Origin of the sequence: Klenkia soli, from assembly GCF_900103975.1 — a bacterium.
GTDB lineage: Bacteria > Actinomycetota > Actinomycetes > Mycobacteriales > Geodermatophilaceae > Klenkia > Klenkia soli.
This window is the reverse complement of sequence record NZ_FNIR01000011.1, coordinates 195,119-209,988: the sequence shown is the minus strand read 5'-3', so window position 1 is coordinate 209,988 and position 14,870 is coordinate 195,119. Positions and strand designations below refer to the sequence as shown.

Annotated in this window: 12 protein-coding genes; 7 read left to right on the top strand and 5 right to left on the bottom strand. The window is 74.0% G+C overall.

The genetic code is table 11. The annotated features are described in order from the left end of the window. Positions 1-21 precede the first annotated feature (21 nt). Positions 22-834 carry a deoxyribonuclease IV gene (locus BLS67_RS17740; protein WP_091247611.1) on the top strand — a complete coding sequence of 271 codons (813 nt, stop codon included), beginning with the start codon at positions 22-24 and terminating at the stop codon, positions 832-834. On the opposite strand, the gene BLS67_RS17735 is transcribed toward BLS67_RS17740, so the two are convergent. The 3 genes from BLS67_RS17735 to BLS67_RS17725 all read right to left on the bottom strand — a co-directional run bounded on the left by BLS67_RS17735 (position 724) and on the right by BLS67_RS17725 (position 5,287). Further along, positions 724-2,346 (bottom strand): glycosyltransferase family 87 protein, encoded by a 1,623-nt coding sequence (locus BLS67_RS17735; RefSeq protein WP_242654168.1) that lies wholly within the window; start codon positions 2,344-2,346, stop codon positions 724-726. The two genes, BLS67_RS17740 and BLS67_RS17735, sit on opposite strands and share 111 nt — an antisense overlap. A 13-nt stretch (positions 2,347-2,359) precedes the next feature. Beyond that, positions 2,360-4,750 (bottom strand): transglycosylase domain-containing protein, encoded by a 2,391-nt coding sequence (locus BLS67_RS17730; protein ID WP_091247609.1) that lies wholly within the window; start codon positions 4,748-4,750, stop codon positions 2,360-2,362. Between the two features lie 126 nt (positions 4,751-4,876). Then, a complete protein-coding gene (locus BLS67_RS17725) occupies positions 4,877-5,287 on the bottom strand; it encodes a DUF5318 family protein (RefSeq protein WP_091247608.1) in 411 nt (136 codons plus the stop codon). A 101-nt stretch (positions 5,288-5,388) separates the two neighbouring features. On the opposite strand from BLS67_RS17725, the gene BLS67_RS17720 reads away from it, so the two are divergent. The 3 genes from BLS67_RS17720 to BLS67_RS17710 are packed head-to-tail and all read left to right on the top strand — an operon-like array spanning position 5,389 to position 7,926. After that, entirely contained in the window at positions 5,389-5,973 is a 585-nt protein-coding gene (locus tag BLS67_RS17720) for a PadR family transcriptional regulator (protein ID WP_091247606.1), read from the top strand. Positions 5,974-6,031: 58 nt separating this feature from the next. Next, positions 6,032-7,111, top strand: coding sequence for an inositol-3-phosphate synthase (locus tag BLS67_RS17715; protein ID WP_091247604.1), 1,080 nt, complete (start codon positions 6,032-6,034; stop codon positions 7,109-7,111). A gap of 35 nt (positions 7,112-7,146) precedes the next feature. After that, positions 7,147-7,926 carry a hypothetical protein gene (locus BLS67_RS17710; protein WP_091247602.1) on the top strand — a complete coding sequence of 260 codons (780 nt, stop codon included), beginning with the start codon at positions 7,147-7,149 and terminating at the stop codon, positions 7,924-7,926. Positions 7,927-8,113: 187 nt separating this feature from the next. Here the strand turns inward: BLS67_RS17710 and BLS67_RS17705 are convergent, their stop codons facing one another. Then, positions 8,114-8,767 (bottom strand): YqgE/AlgH family protein, encoded by a 654-nt coding sequence (locus BLS67_RS17705; RefSeq protein ID WP_091247600.1) that lies wholly within the window; start codon positions 8,765-8,767, stop codon positions 8,114-8,116. A gap of 84 nt (positions 8,768-8,851) precedes the next feature. On the opposite strand from BLS67_RS17705, the gene BLS67_RS17700 reads away from it, so the two are divergent. After that, the gene (locus BLS67_RS17700) at positions 8,852-10,180 is read left to right on the top strand and encodes an MFS transporter (RefSeq protein ID WP_242654167.1); all 1,329 of its coding nucleotides are present in this window, start codon (positions 8,852-8,854) and stop codon (positions 10,178-10,180) included. Positions 10,181-10,527: 347 nt separating this feature from the next. Here BLS67_RS17700 and BLS67_RS17695 read toward each other — a convergent pair whose 3' ends face one another. Then, on the bottom strand, positions 10,528-11,997 hold the full coding sequence (locus BLS67_RS17695; RefSeq protein ID WP_207500705.1) for a CCA tRNA nucleotidyltransferase: 1,470 nt from the start codon (positions 11,995-11,997) through the stop codon (positions 10,528-10,530). 42 nt (positions 11,998-12,039) lie between these two features. On the opposite strand from BLS67_RS17695, the gene BLS67_RS17690 reads away from it, so the two are divergent. Both BLS67_RS17690 and BLS67_RS17685 read left to right on the top strand, forming a co-directional pair. Beyond that, entirely contained in the window at positions 12,040-12,516 is a 477-nt protein-coding gene (locus tag BLS67_RS17690) for an NUDIX hydrolase (protein ID WP_091247598.1), read from the top strand. Further along, entirely contained in the window at positions 12,513-14,825 is a 2,313-nt protein-coding gene (locus tag BLS67_RS17685) for a DUF6049 family protein (RefSeq protein ID WP_091247597.1), read from the top strand. Before BLS67_RS17690 ends, BLS67_RS17685 begins: the two co-directional genes overlap by 4 nt. The last annotated feature ends 45 nt before the right edge of the window (positions 14,826-14,870 follow it).

The following is a 14,870-nucleotide window of genomic DNA, read 5'->3' as shown; positions in this document are numbered from 1 at the left end:
GGACGGCCTAGGTTCGCGGGTATGTCGTCACACCCGGTAGGAGTACACGTCGGTTCCGGGCTCACGGAGAGCAACGAGGTCGAGGACGGCGGGGTGCTGGCCCGCGCCGCCGAGGTCGACGCGGGCGCCGTCCAGGTGTTCCTCGCCGACCCCCAGGACTGGAAGGCGCCGAAGCCGCGCCCGGACGCCGAGCAGCTGCGCGACGCCGACCTCGCCGTCTTCGTGCACGCGCCCTACGTGCTCAACGTCGCGTCCACGAACAACCGGATCCGCATCCCCAGCCGCAAGCTGCTCGGCCAGCACGCCACCGCCTCGGCGGCGATCGGCGCGGCCGGCATGGTGGTGCACGGCGGCCACGTCACCGGCAAGGACGACCCGACCGCCGGGTTCGACAACTGGCGCAAGCTCTTCGAGCGCCAGGTCGACGACGGCGGCTTCGCGGTCCCGGTGCTGATCGAGAACACCGCCGGCGGGGACAAGGCCATGGCCCGCGAGCTCGACGCGGTGGCCCGCCTGTGGGAGGCGGTCGGCGAGTTCGGGGCGGGGTTCGTCCTCGACACCTGCCACGCCTGGGCGGCCGGCTGGGACCTGGCCACCGTGGTCGCGGACGTCCGGGCCATCACCGGCCGGATCGACCTGGTGCACCTCAACGACAGCCGCGACGAGGCCGGCTCCACCCGCGACCGGCACGCGCCGCTGGGCCAGGGCACGATCCCGGTCGAGCTACTCCTGGAGGTGGCGCGGACCGCCGACTGCCCCGTCGTCCTCGAGACCCCCGGCGACGCCGCGTCCCACGCCGCCGAGATCGCGCTGCTGCGCAGCGCGCTTGCGTAGCACGAACCTGTCGGGGGTGCCGTCGAGCAGGCCCCCCGACGGGTCGTCGGTGCCGGGCCAGCTGCGCCGGACCCGGTCCAGCTCCGGGTGCCACACGTCCCGCACCACCAGTGCCATCAGGACGACGACGGCGACGTCGCGCACGCCCACGGCCAGGAAGAACCACTGGACGTCGATGCCCTTGTTGTCGGTGCCCAGGTACCAGAGCAGCCGCGGCACCCACAGCACGGCCTCCGTGGCCTGCCAGAGCAGGAGCGAGCGCCACTCGGGCCGGGCCAGCACGGCCAGCGGCAGCAGCCACAGCGAGTACTGCGGGCTCCAGACCTTGTTGACCAGCAGGAACCCGGCCACCAGCAGGAACGCCAGCTGGGCCACCCGGGGCCGCACCGGGGCGGCCAGGGCCAGCCAGCCGACGGCGGCGCAGACGGCCAGCGTGGCCCCGGCGACCCACGCGTTGAGCACCGACGGGGTCTGACCGGCCGCCAGCGGGCCGTCGAACAGGGCGTTGTCGGTGGCGTGGAGGGCGATGTTCCACAGCGTGTCGGGGTCGGCCGGGCGGCTGTCGTTGAGGGTGAAGAACAACCGCCAGTTGTCCGGGGCTAGCAGGGCGATCGGCAGGTTCACCACCAGCCACGCCCCGGCGGCGGCGACGGCCGTGCCCGCCCAGGCGCGCAGCCGACCGGCGCGCAGGCACAGCACGAGCAGGACGCCGAGCAGGAGCACCGGGTAGAGCTTGGCCGCCGTACCCAGCCCGATGAGCACCCCGGCCAGCACGGGGTGCTGCTTCGCCCACGCCCACATGGCCAGCGACGCGAGCGCGACGGCGAACAGGTCCCAGTTGGTGAAGGCGTGCACGACCAGCAACGGCGACAGGCCCACCATCGCGGCGTCCCAGGGGCGTCGTCCGGTCAGGCCGGCCACCGAGCGGGTGATCAGCAGGGCGCAGACGCTCAGCATCAGGCAGGTGACCACGTAGTAGCTCTGCACCGGCACCACCGTGGGCAGCAGCCCGACCGACTGGGCCAGCGAGTCGTAGCTGCGGGCCAGCACCGCGGCCAGCCACATGAAGCCGCCGGTCAGCACCGGGTACTCCATCGCGGAGTCCAGGTAGGGCACCTGACCGGTGTCCAGACCCCGGAGGCCGAACAGCGGCACGGTGTCGGAGTAGCAGAAGTGGGTGTACTGCTTCGAGCCCACCCAGTTGCCGTCGGAGCAGGGGTTCTGCTTGGTCCACGCGAGGGCCAGGCCCAGCACGGTGAACAGCAGCACGACCCGCAACGGGGTCCAGAACAGCGCGCGCCCGGTCACCGCGTGCCGGCCCCACGGACCGCCGAACGCCTCGCTGGCCTGGGCGGCCACCCGGTCGGTCCAGGTGGGCACCACCCGGTCCGGCCACGGCGGCGCGGCCACCTGCGGCGGCTCGCTGACCCGCACCGCGGCCGGCCGCGGGGACGGCGCGGGCCCGTCCTCCGGCTGGTCGGCCGGCGACGGGCCCGTGTCGTGCGTGCTCACCGCGACAGTCTGCCTAACGGGTGGTCGTGGGCAGCAGCCCCGGCGGTCCCGCGGAGCTCGTCGTCGCCGGGGGTGCCGTCGTCGGCGGGGCCGCCGTCGTCGTCGGCGGTGCCTCGGTCGTCGCCGGCGGGGCCTCGGTGGTGGTGACCGGGGCCTCCGTCGTCGTCTGCGGCGCCTGGGTGGTGGTCCGCGGTGCCTCGGTGGTCACCTCGGGCACCGAGTTGCCGGTGTCGCCGTCGATCAGCTGCTCGGTCGGCAGCTCCTCGACCGGCGTGCCGTCGAGCACGCGGTCCATGAACTCCTGCCAGATCTGCCCGGGCAGGCCCGACCCGAAGATCGGTCCACCGCTGGCGTTCTGGATGGCCGAGTTGTCGTCGGACCCCATCCACACCGCGGTGGAGATCGACGGCGTGTAGCCGACCATCCAGGCATCCGTGCTGTTGACCGTGCTGTCCTGCTGACCCTGCGTACCGGTCTTGCTGGCCACCGGGCGGTCGTCGTCCAGGCTGCGCCGGGAGTACTCGGCGACGCCCTCGGTGGACAGCGTGGTGTCGCTGGCCACGTCGGCCGGGATCACCTGGTTGCCGGCGTCCACGGTCGTCTCGGGCGCGATGACCACCCCGCCCTCGGAGTCGGTCACCTGGGCCACGTAGTGGGTGGCGTGCAGCACCCCGCCGTTGGCCAGGGTCGCGAAGCCGACCGCCTGGTCGATCGGCCGGACGGCGTACTGCCCGATGCCGATCGAGCCGCCGACACCGTCGGAGTCCGGGTCGGCCAGGATCTTCCTGCCGTTGAACACCGGGCTGGACGTCCCCTGCCAGGTGTCCCCGAGGCCCATCGCCGCGAGGGCGGTGGCACGCACGTTCTCGGCACCGACGTCGTAGGCCAGCCCGTAGAAGGTGGTGTTCAGCGACCGGGTCATCGCCTGGACCAGGGTGCAGTCGCCGCAGGAGGCGCCGCCGGAGTTGCGCACGGGTTGGTCGGGCCGGTCCGGGAACGTCTGGGGTGAGCTGCCGTCGCGCCGGGAGCTGATCGAGATGCCCTGCTCCAGCGCGGTGGCCATGACGTAGGGCTTGAACGACGAACCCGGCGGTCGCGGGTTGTTCGCGTAGTCGAGCCCGGTGCCGCTCGGGCCGCCGTAGTAGGCCAGCACGCCACCGGTTCGCGGGTCGACCGCGACGAGGGCCTGGCGCAGCGTGTCGGGCTGGTCCGCCATCACCGAGTTGACCGTCTCCACCGCCGCCTGCTGGTAGGTCGGGTTGACCGTGGTGGTGATCCGGTAGCCGGCGCTGGCGATGTCGTCCTGGGACTTGCCGAGCTTCGTCTCGAGCTCGGCCAGTGCCTGGTAGACGATCAGGCCCTCCGGACCTTCCGGGATGCCCAGCGACGACCCGGTGACCGGCAGCACCTCGGGGTAGGTCGATGCCGACCGGTCACCCGAGCTGAGCCAGCCCTGCTCGACCATGCCGTCGAGCACCAGGCCCCAGCGGTCCTGCGCGCCCTCGGGGTTGTTCGCCGGGTCGTAGGCGCTGGGGCTGCGGACCAGGACGGCGAGGACGGCGCCCTGCTGCGCGGTCAGCGCACTGGCGTCGACCCCGAAGTAGGTCTGCGCCGCGGCCTGGATGCCGTAGGCGCCGCGGCCGAAGTAGATGGTGTTGAGGTACCCCTCGAGGATCTCGTCCTTGGAGTAGTTGTTGTCCAGCTTGACCGCCAGGAACAGCTCCTGGAACTTGCGGCTGAACGTCTGGTCCGCGGTGAGCAGGGTGTTCTTGACGTACTGCTGGGTGATCGTCGACCCGCCCTGGGTCGAGCCGCCGGTCAGGTTGTTCCAGGCCGCCCGGGCGATGCCGGTGATCGAGATGCCCGGGTCGTCGTAGAAGTTGCGGTTCTCCGCCGCCAGGATCGCGTCGCGGGCCGGCTCGGACACCTGGTCCAGGGTCACCGCCACCCGGTTCTCCGACCCCAACCGGGCCATCTCGGTGGTGCCGTCGGAGTAGTAGACGATCGTGGTCTGCGCCTGGGAGACGTCGTCCAGGCTGGGCACCGTGGTGTTGGCGTAGACCACCCCGACGAAGACGCCGAGCAGCACGAGGCCGCCGACGACCAGCGACGCGAGCACCTTGTAGATGCGCCGGCGCTTCTGCTTCGCCGTCCGCTTGCCCTTCTTGCCGGTCGGCTTGCCCTTCCGGCCGGCGGGCGGCCGGGCGGAGACCGTGGCGCCGCCGTCGGTGCGGGCCGCCGTCGTCCGCCCGCGGTCGCCGCCGCGGCGGGCCGCGCGGGGGTCGGGACGCCGCGGGTCGGGGCGACCGCCCCCTCCGCCGGACCCGGCGGCCCGGGCGGGCGGTGGGCGGCGGACGGAACCGGCGGGCGGCCCGACGGGCGAGGTCTCGTCGTGGGGAGGCACGGCGGGGGCCCCTCTCTCGGTCGGTGGCGGGCTGGGCGGAGTCGTCGTCGACCCGGGTGTCGGCACCAGGATGACGTGTGGAGCTGTGGAGGGCCGGGACCGTTCCGTCGCAGGGCGCGGCGCAGGTCAGTCCGGCGCGGACCGCCGCCCGGGGCGGCGCGGGGCGCGCCCGGGCTCGACCACCGCTCCCAGGACGTACGAGAGGGCCAGGTGGTTCCACCCGCACCCACGGCAGACCTCGACCGCGTGGACGGCGAACTCGTCCTGCGCGGCGTCCATGCGGGCCAGTTCGCGCTCGCGCTTGGCCTGGCCGGCCACCGTGCCCAGGGCATCACCGTAGACGTAGTTGACCCGGGTCAACCGCCACCGACGGCAGACCGGGCAGGTCTCCTCGGTCCCCTCGCCGTGGTGCCGGGCGGCCTGCACCAGCTGGGGTGTGGCGTCGCACACCTCGGCCAGCGCCACCCGACCGGCCCGGACGTCGGCCAGCACGGCGCGTTTGCGCAGTGCGTAGTCGACCGTCGATCGCCGGGTCACCGAACCAGGTTACGACCGCTACCGCCCCCCGCCGACATGACAAACGAAGTCGTATGTTCGTATCGTCCCGATACGTCGATCAGCGAGAAGGGGGTGGCGAAGTGCTCGAGCTCGCCATCCTCGGCCTGCTCCAGCAGGGCCCGGTGCACGGCTACGAGCTGCGCAAGCAGCTCGCGGTCACGCTCGGGGGACTGCGCAGCATCTCCTACGGGTCGCTCTACCCGGCCCTGAAGAAGATGCTGGCCGCCGGGCTCGTGTCGGTGGCCGACCACGACCCCCGCGGCCTGCTCCCGGCCGACGCGCCGCCCCTCACCGGGCGGCGTGGCCGGGTCGTCTACGCCATCACCGCCGAGGGCAAGGAGCGCTTCCACACCCTGGTCGCGCAGACCGGCCCGGAGGCCTACGAGGAGGAGGGGCGCTTCGGCGTCCACCTGGCGTTCTTCGGCTCCACGGCCGCCGATGCCCGGCTCCGCATCCTCGAGGGCCGGCGGCGCACCGTCGAGCGGCAGCGCGACGGGCTGCGGGCCGCCCTCGGCCGCACCCGGGCCCGGGTGGACCGCTACACCGCGGAGCTGCAGCGCCACGGGCTGGAGAGCGTGGACCGCGAGGTCCGCTGGCTCTCCGAGCTGATCGACCGAGAACGTGCCGACCCGGCAGCGTCGCCGGGCCCGGACAGCACCGCCTAGCCACACACCCAGCCACAACCACAACCAGCCGCGCACCGTCGCGGCACGAGGAGGACCCATGGGATCGGTCAAGGTCGCCATCGTCGGCGTCGGCAACTGCGCGGCGTCGCTGGTGCAGGGCGTCGAGTACTACAAGGACGCCGACGACACGAAGTCCGTGCCGGGCCTGATGCACGTCCGGTTCGGCGACTACCACGTCTCCGACGTCCAGTTCGTCGCCGCGTTCGACGTCGACGCCAAGAAGGTCGGCCGCGACCTGTCCGAGGCCATCGTGGCCAGCGAGAACAACACCATCACCATCGCCGACGTCCCGCCGCTGGGCGTGACCGTGCAGCGCGGCCACACCCTCGACGGCCTGGGCAAGTACTACCGCGAGATCGTCGAGGAGTCCGACGAGCAGCCGGTCGACATGGTCACCGCGCTGCGCGAGTCCGGCGCCGACGTCCTGGTCTGCTACCTGCCCGTGGGCTCCCAGGAGGCCGCGGAGTTCTACGCCCAGGCCGCCATCGACGCGAAGGTCGCCTTCGTCAACGCGCTGCCCGTCTTCATCGCCGGCACCCCCGCGTGGGCGCAGAAGTTCACCGACGCCGGGGTGCCGATCGTCGGCGACGACATCAAGAGCCAGGTCGGCGCCACCATCACCCACCGCGTGCTGGCCAAGCTCTTCGAGGACCGCGGCGTGCAGCTGGACCGCACCATGCAGCTCAACGTCGGCGGCAACATGGACTTCAAGAACATGCTCGAGCGCGAGCGCCTGGAGTCCAAGAAGATCTCCAAGACCCAGTCGGTGACCAGCCAGGTCGACCGCGACATGGGCAAGGGCAACGTGCACATCGGCCCGTCGGACCACGTGCCGTGGCTCTCGGACCGCAAGTGGGCCTACGTCCGCCTCGAGGGTCGCGCGTTCGGCGACGTCCCGCTGAACCTCGAGTACAAGCTCGAGGTCTGGGACTCCCCGAACTCGGCCGGCATCATCATCGACGCCGTCCGCGCCGCGAAGATCGCCCTGGACCGGGGCATCGGCGGCCCGATCCTGTCGGCGTCGTCGTACTTCATGAAGAGCCCGCCGGAGCAGTACAGCGACTCCGAGGCCCGCGACGCGGTCGAGGCCTTCATCGCCGGCACCGTCGAGCGCTGAGGGACGGGCCGGTGTGCCGCCGCTAGCGTGGTGGCATGCCGGCCCGATCCTCGTCCCGCCTGCTCGCCGTCCTGCTCGCCCTCGTCTTGGGGCTGCTCACCGGCTGCAGCGGCGGCTCCGCGGACACCCGCACCCCGGGCGACCCGATCACCGACGCCGAGGCCGACACCCTGGCCGGGCTGCTGCACCGCGACTACACCGAGGGCGGCGCCGACTTCACCGTCACCGCCCCCTACGCCGAGAGCGCCGTCCTGACCCTGACCGGGGAGATCGACTTCCAGGGCGGGATCGGCAGCGCGCAGGCGGTCACCACCTTCGGCAACGGGCAGCCCGACGACTCACGCACCCTGTTCTTCACCACCGCCGACCTCTGGTACGGCGACGTCCCCGGCCTCACCGACGCGATGGCCGCCGCCGGTCGGCCGGACACCACCTACCTGCGCCGGCCGATCTCCAGCACCCAGGCCGACGGCACGGCGTCGCTGGTCGACGTCCTGGTGCAGCTGGTGCCCAACCTCTCCCAGCGCGCCGACGACGACCCCCGCGCCTTCACCGAGCGCGGGTACACCTGGCAGGGCCAGCGGTCGGTCAACGGCCAGCTGGGTGCGGCGTACCGGACCGGCACCGGTGCCACGGTGGTCGTCTCGGCCGAGGACCAGTTGCTGCTGCAGTACACGACGCGGCTGCCCGACCAGAGCTTCGACGTGACGATCACCCTGGCCGACCACGGACCCCGGACCATCACGCTGCCCGCCGACGCCGACACCGCGCTCGTGGCCGACTACCCCCAGGTCGCCGCCCAACTGGGCTTCTAGAAGGACCACGTCGCCCCCCGGCACGTGCTCCGCACGCACCGGGTCCCTGCGACGCAGCCGTGCGACCGGACCGGGGCTCATCAACTGGAACGGGAGGGACGGTCTCTTCCCCAGACCGTCCCTCCCGCAGCCCTCAGTCTGCCAGACCCGCACCTCCTGTGCGAGACCCCTGGGGCACGTGGGCCCGTCAGTTCTGGGTCGGGTCCGGGGTCGCGGTGCTGAGCACACCGCGTGCACCGGTCTGCCGCCGCAGCACCCGCTGCCACAGCTGCGCCTCGCCGTCCTGCGCCAGGACGTCGTCGGCCCGGCCCGGCACGCAGGCCCAGGCCCCCTCGACCAGCTCGCCGCCGAGCTGCCCCGGTGACCAGCCCGCGTACCCGGCGAACACCCGCAACCCGTGGACGGCCCCGCGCAGCTCGTCGGGGTCGTGGTCCAGGTCGACGAGGTGGACGTCGTCGCCGACCAGCTGCAGCCCGGGTGCACCGCCCGAGGTGACCGCCAGGCACAGCGCCGTCTCGCTCTCGCAGGGGCCGCCGACGTGGAAGACCCCGGGGTCGACGGCCAGGTCGGCCCACACCGGCAGCACGTCGGCGATGCGCACCTCGCTGGGCCGGTTGAGCACCACCCCGACGGTGCCGGTGGCCGAGTGGTCGACCACGTAGACGACGGTGCCGGCGAAGTTGGGGTCCACCAGCATCGGCATCGCCACCAGCAGGCAGCCGGGCCGGACGTCGTCCAGCCCCCCGAGGGTCAACCGGGGCAGCTCCCCGCGGGGCCGCCGGCCCGCGGGTGAGGCGGTGGGCCGGCGGTCCGGGTCTGGCGACGGGGGGACCGCGTTCATCGGGTCCAGTGTGCCCCAGGTCGGGCCCGGCAGGGGGCTCCCGGGCGCCGCTGCCGAGGACGGACCCGGCCGTAGGGTGCGGGTGTGGCAGGGCAGGTCCGGGCATCCGGACGGGGGGCGACTGCGCGCCGCCTGCTGGGCCGGGCCGACTTCCGGCGGCTGCTGCTGACCCGGCTGGCCTCCCAGTTCGGCGACGGCGTGTTCCAGGCCGCGCTGGCCGGCACGGTGCTGTTCAACCCGCAACGGGCCGCCGACCCGGTCGACGTCGCCGCCGGGTTCGCGATCCTGCTGGTGCCCTACTCCCTGGTCGGCCCCTTCGCCGGCGTGTGGCTGGACCGGTGGAGCCGACGCCAGGTGCTGGTGGTCGCCAACTGCGTCCGCGCCGGACTGGTCGGCCTGGTGGCCGCGCTGACCTGGTGGGGGGTGAGCGGCCCGCTGTTCTACCTGGCCGGGTTGGCGGTGTTCTCGGTCAACCGGTTCGTGCTGTCGGCGTTGTCGGCGGGGCTGCCGCACACCTGCGACCGACCCCAGCTGGTGCCGGCCAACGCGCTGACCACCACCGCCGGCGCGGTGTCCGGGGTGCTGGGCGGGGGCGTGGCGATCGGGGTGCAGTCGCTGCTGGGCGGCACGGACGGCGGGTACGCGCTGCTCGCGCTCTGCTCGGCCCCCGCCTACCTGCTGGGCGCGGCCGTCGTCTCGGGGTTCGCCCGGCCCCACCTCGGGCCCGACCACACCTCCCGGGCGGCCACGGTGTCCGCACGGGACGTGCTGCACGGCATGGTGGCCGGCGCCCGGCACGTGCTGGCCTCCCGGGCCGCCACCTGGGTCCTGGGCGTGATGGCGGTCCAGCGGGTCTGCTTCGGCCTGCTCACCCTGCTGACGCTGCTGCTCTACCGGAACTCGTTGCAGCCCGTCGGGTGGTTCCCGGTCGGTCTGCCGGGGCTGGCCCAGGTGCTGGCCGCCGGTGCCCTGGGCACCCTGCTGGCCGCCGCGGCCACCCCGCCGGCCGTCCGGCGCTGGGGCAAGAACCGCTGGACGACGGCCGTGCTGCTGCTCGGCGCGGTGGGGCAGCTCGGTCTCGGCCTGCCCTTCAGCCCGCCGACGATCGTGGCCGCCGGCTTCGTGCTGGGCTTCGTCGGCCAGGCGGTGAAGATCTGCGTGGACAGCACCCTGCAGGAGGTCGTGCACGACGACTTCCGGGGCCGGGTCTTCTCCGTCTACGACACCCTGTTCAACGTCACCTTCGTGGCGGCGGTCGTGGTCGCCGCCCTGCTGCTGCCCAGCTCGGGGACCAGCGTGCCGGCTCTCGTCGTCGTCGCCGTCCTCTACCTCACGGCCGCGATCGCCAACGGAGTCGCAGGGCTCGGAGGACGAAGCTCGGCGACTCCATCAGAGGCCCAGGGCCCGGCGTAGCTCCCGTCCGCACGCGGCCTGCTCCCGACGGAGGCGGGGTACGGGGAACCGCAGCAGTCGCAGGCCCGCGCCGACGACGGCGTTCTGCCGGACCAGGTCGGCCTGCCGGACAGGTGTCGCCCGCGCGGCACCGTGATCTGCTCGAGGCCGCCGTCCTCCGGGGTGGCGTAGTGGCCCCGCACCCCCGCGACCCGCACCGCCGACCGGGGCAGCTCCACCCGCGCGCGGTGCACGTGCAGGGCGCTGGTGTGCGACGACCTGGCCGACTCCCCACCCCAGGCGATCGCCACCTCCAGCTGGTGGAGTCGCAGGGCTCGGAGAACGATGCGCAGCGACTCCACACCCGGCTAGGGGCGGGCGTTCCACCAGGTGAGGAGCTCGGCCTCGGCGACCTCCGGGTCGACCGGTCCGCGCTCCAGGCGCAGCTCCTTGAGGAAGCGCCACGCCGCACCGACCTCGGGGCCCGGCGAGATCTGCAGCAGCTCCATGATCCGGTTGCCGTCCAGGTCCGGCCGCACCCGGGCGAGGTCCTCGGCGGCGGACAGCTCGGCGATCCGGCGCTCGAGCGAATCGTAGGTCGCCGACAGCGCCGCCGCGCGCCGCTTGTTGCGGGTGGTGGAGTCCGAGCGCACCAGCTTGTGCAGCCGCTCCAGCAGGTCACCGGCATCGGTCACGTACCGGCGGACGGCGGAGTCGGTCCACTCGCCCGAGCCGTAGCCGTGGAACCGCAGGTGCAGGAAGGTCAGCCGCGAGACCTGCTCCACGACCTCCTTCGAGTACTTCAGCGCCTGCAACCGCTTGCGCACGAGCTTCGCGCCGACCACCTCGTGGTGGTGGAAGGAGACCCGGCCGCGGTCCTCGTGCCGGCGGGTGGCCGGCTTGCCGATGTCGTGCAGCAGCGCCGCCAACCGCAGCACGAGGTCCGGCGGCGAGCCCGGCTCCTCCAGCGCGATGGCCTGGTCCAGCACGGTCAGGGAGTGGCCGTAGACGTCCTTGTGCTGGTGGTGCTCGTCGATCTCCATGCGGAGCGCGGCGAGCTCGGGCAGGACGACGTCGGCCAGCCCGGTCGACACGAACAGCTCGAGCGCGGCGCGGGGGGCGGGGTTGAGCAGCGTGCGGGAGAACTCCTGCTGCACGCGCTCGGCGGTGATCCGCCCCAGCTCGGGGGCCAGCGCCGTCATGGCCCCGACCACCTCGGGGGAGGGCGCGAGGCCCAGCTGCGCGACGAACCGGACGGCGCGCAGCATCCGCAGCGGGTCGTCGGCGAAGGAGTCCTCGGCCCGGCCCGGGGTGCGGAGCCGGCCGGCCAGCAGGTCGCCGAGGCCGCCGAAGGGATCGGTGACGGTGCGGTCGGGCCCCAGCGACACGGCCATGGCGTTCACCGTGAAGTCGCGGCGCGCGAGGTCGTCCAGCAACGACGACCCCCAGGCCACCGACGGGTTGCGGGACTCGCGGTCGTAGCGGTCGGCCCGGTAGGTGGTGATCTCCAGCCGCTCACCGCGGACCTCGGCCCCGACCGTGCCGAAGGCGATCCCGGTGTTCCACGTGGAACCCGCCAGCCCCTCGAGGACGGCGAGGGTCTGCTCCGGGGTGGCCGACGTGGTCAGGTCCAGGTCGCCGATGCGGGTCGACCCCGACCCGGCCGCCAGCAGCGCGTCGCGGACCGAGCCGCCGACGAGGTGCACCTCGTGCCCGGCCGCGGTGAACCGGTCGCCCACCAGGCCCAGCACCGGGGTCAGGTCGACCAGGTCCCGGACGGTCTGCTGCACGGCCTCGGGGACCGGCTCGGGCGCGGGACGCGGGGGCTGCTCGGACACGACCGCCCAGGCTACCGACGTCGGTCGCGCTACCCTGCAGGCATGGCTCCGACGGGCGGACGACGGCGCCCGGGCCGACGTCTGCGCCGGGTCGACGAGACCTCGGCCGGTGGCCTGGTGGTCGCCGACGACGACGGCACCGGTCCCCGCGCTGCGCTCATCGGTCGCACCGACCGCCGCGGCCGCCTGCTCTGGTCGCTCCCGAAGGGCCACATCGAGGCCGGCGAGACCCCCGAGGACACCGCGGTCCGCGAGGTCGCCGAGGAGACCGGCATCCGCGGGGAGATCGTCGCCCCGCTGGGCATCATCGACTTCTGGTTCGTCGCCGACGGCCGACGCGTGCACAAGACCGTGCACCACTTCCTGCTGCGGGCCACCGGCGGCGAGCTCTCCGACGAGGACGTCGAGGTCACCGAGGTGGCCTGGGTGCCGTTGGCCGAGCTGTCGGCCCGGTTGGCCTACGCCGACGAACGGGCCCTGGTCGAGCGCGCCCCCGGCCTGCTGGCCGACAGCGCGTGAGTCGGCGGGCCGCCGGCGGCGCCGGCCGCCCCGTGACCCCCGCCCCGCCGTGGGCCGTCGTGCTCGTCGTCCTGCTGGGCGCCCTGCTGGTGCCGGTCGGCACGGCGTGGGCCGCTCCCGGGGACACCGCCGCGACCGGTCCGGTCCAGGTCACCGTCACGACCCTGGAACCGCGCACCGTCACCCCGGACAGCACGATCCGGGTCGTGGGGACGCTCACCAACGACGGGGACGACACGATCACCGACGTCACCGTCCGCCTGCAGCGGGGCGACCGGCTGACCAGCCGGCAGGAGCTGACCGACGACGCGGCCAGCCCGTCGTCCGGCGACGCCGCCCAGGCCCCCTTCAACGCGCAGAACGGCGTGCTGGAGCCCGGCGACTCGATCCCGCTGGAGTACACCGCCACCGCCGCGGAGCTGGGCATCACCCAGGACGGCGTCTACCCCGTGCTCATCAACGTCAACGGCACCCGTGACGGCCTGGTCGAGCGGGTCGGCGAGCTGTCCACCTACCTGGTCTCCTTCGCCACCACGACCGGGATTACCAGCAGGACGTCGGTGGCGTGGCTGTGGCCGCTGACCGAGCGCCCGCACCGGGACGCCGCGGGCGCCTTCGTCGACGACGACCTGGCCACCGAGATCTCGGCCGACGGGCGGTTGGACCGGGCGCTGGACGTGCTGGAGGACCTCCCCGACGGCGGCCGCGACGTACCGGTGACCCTCGCGGTCGACCCGGCGCTGGTCGAGGAGGTCACCGCGATGGCGGCCGGCTACACCGTGGCCGGCGCGACCGGTCAGGGCGTGACGGCGGCCGCCGACTGGTTGGAGCGTCTCCGGGCGCTCGCCGGGGTGCACCCGGTCATCGCGCTGCCCTACGCCGACGTGGACGCCGACGCCCTGCAGTCGGTCGGGCTGCCGGCCGTGGTCACCCGCTCGTTGCCCGGCACCCCCGCGGGCACCGCCGCCCAGCCGGTGGACGCGTCGGGCGACCCGGTGACCACCCCCACCGCGGCGCCGAGCAGCGTGTCCGACGACGGGGCCGACGAGGGCGCCGGGGCCCGGATCCTCGCCGAGGCGCTGGACGTCGCACCGCGCACCGACGTCGCCTGGCCGGCCGGTGGGGCGGTGCGCTCCGATACCGTGGCGACGCTGATGGCCGGCGGGGTCGACGAGCTCGTCCTGGCCCAGGACGCCTACGCCGACGCCGGGGCAGCGGTCGGCCGCACCGGGCGGGCCGCCGCCGCGCAGGTGCCGGTGAGCACCCCGGACGGCCAGCTGACCACCGTGGTGGCCGACTCCGCCCTCGGCGATGTCGTCGCCGCCGCCGACACCACCGCGGGGGGTGCCCGGATCGCCGAGCAGCGGTACCTGGCCGAGCTCGGCGTCCTCACCAGCCAGCTGGCCGCCGTCGACCCCGCGGTGGCCCAGACCGTGCTGGTGGTGCCGCCGCGCGAGGTGGAGAGCGACCCCAGCTGGGCCACCGCCATGATGGCCGACACCGCGGACCAGTCGTGGCTGGCTGCGGTCTCGGTCGACGACCTCGCCCGCGGGCCGGTGGCCGACGCCGGGGCCCTGGTGACCCCGACCGACGGAGCGCAGCTGTCCGGCGCCGGCCTGGCCGCCATCGCGGGGGCGGTCGCCGTCCGCGACGACTTCGCCGCAGCCGTCGACGACCCCGGCACGGTGCTGGCCGGCTACGACGCCGCCGTCGCCCGGGCGTCCTCCGCTGCCTGGCGCGGCGACCCGGACGGCTTCGCGACCCGCACCGCCGACCTGCAGCAGACCCTGACCGGGCTGCGCGACCGGGTGGGCCTCGTCGCGCCCGCCGACGGCACCTACAGCCTGGCCTCCAGCGACGCCCCGCTGGTGCTCACCGTCCGCAACGACCTGCCCTTCGCCGTCACCGTCAGCCTCGACCTGCAGACCCGCAGCGGCGTCGGGTTCCAGGCCGACCCGGTGGCCGCCCAGCGGCTCGAGCCCGAGAGCCGCACCGTGGTCACCGTGCCGACGTCGGTCCGGCAGTCGGGCAGCTTCACCGTCGTCGCCCGGCTGGCCACCCCGGCCGGGGGGCAGCTGGGCACCGAGGTCGAACTGCGGGTTGCCAGCACCGCCTACGGGCCCATCACGCTGGTCATCACCGTCGGCGCGGCCGCCCTGCTGGGCCTGCTGTTCCTGCGCCGGCTGGTGCTGTTCGTGCTCCGCCGCCGGCGCGGTGAGCCCCACCCGGCCGAGGACGACGTCCTCGCGCCCGCAGGCGACGACGCGACCGGCACCCGTCCCGCGCCGCCCACCCGGAGCCCGGTGTGAGCGGCGGCAACCACCGGCCCGACGGTTCGTCGGCCCCCCACTCCG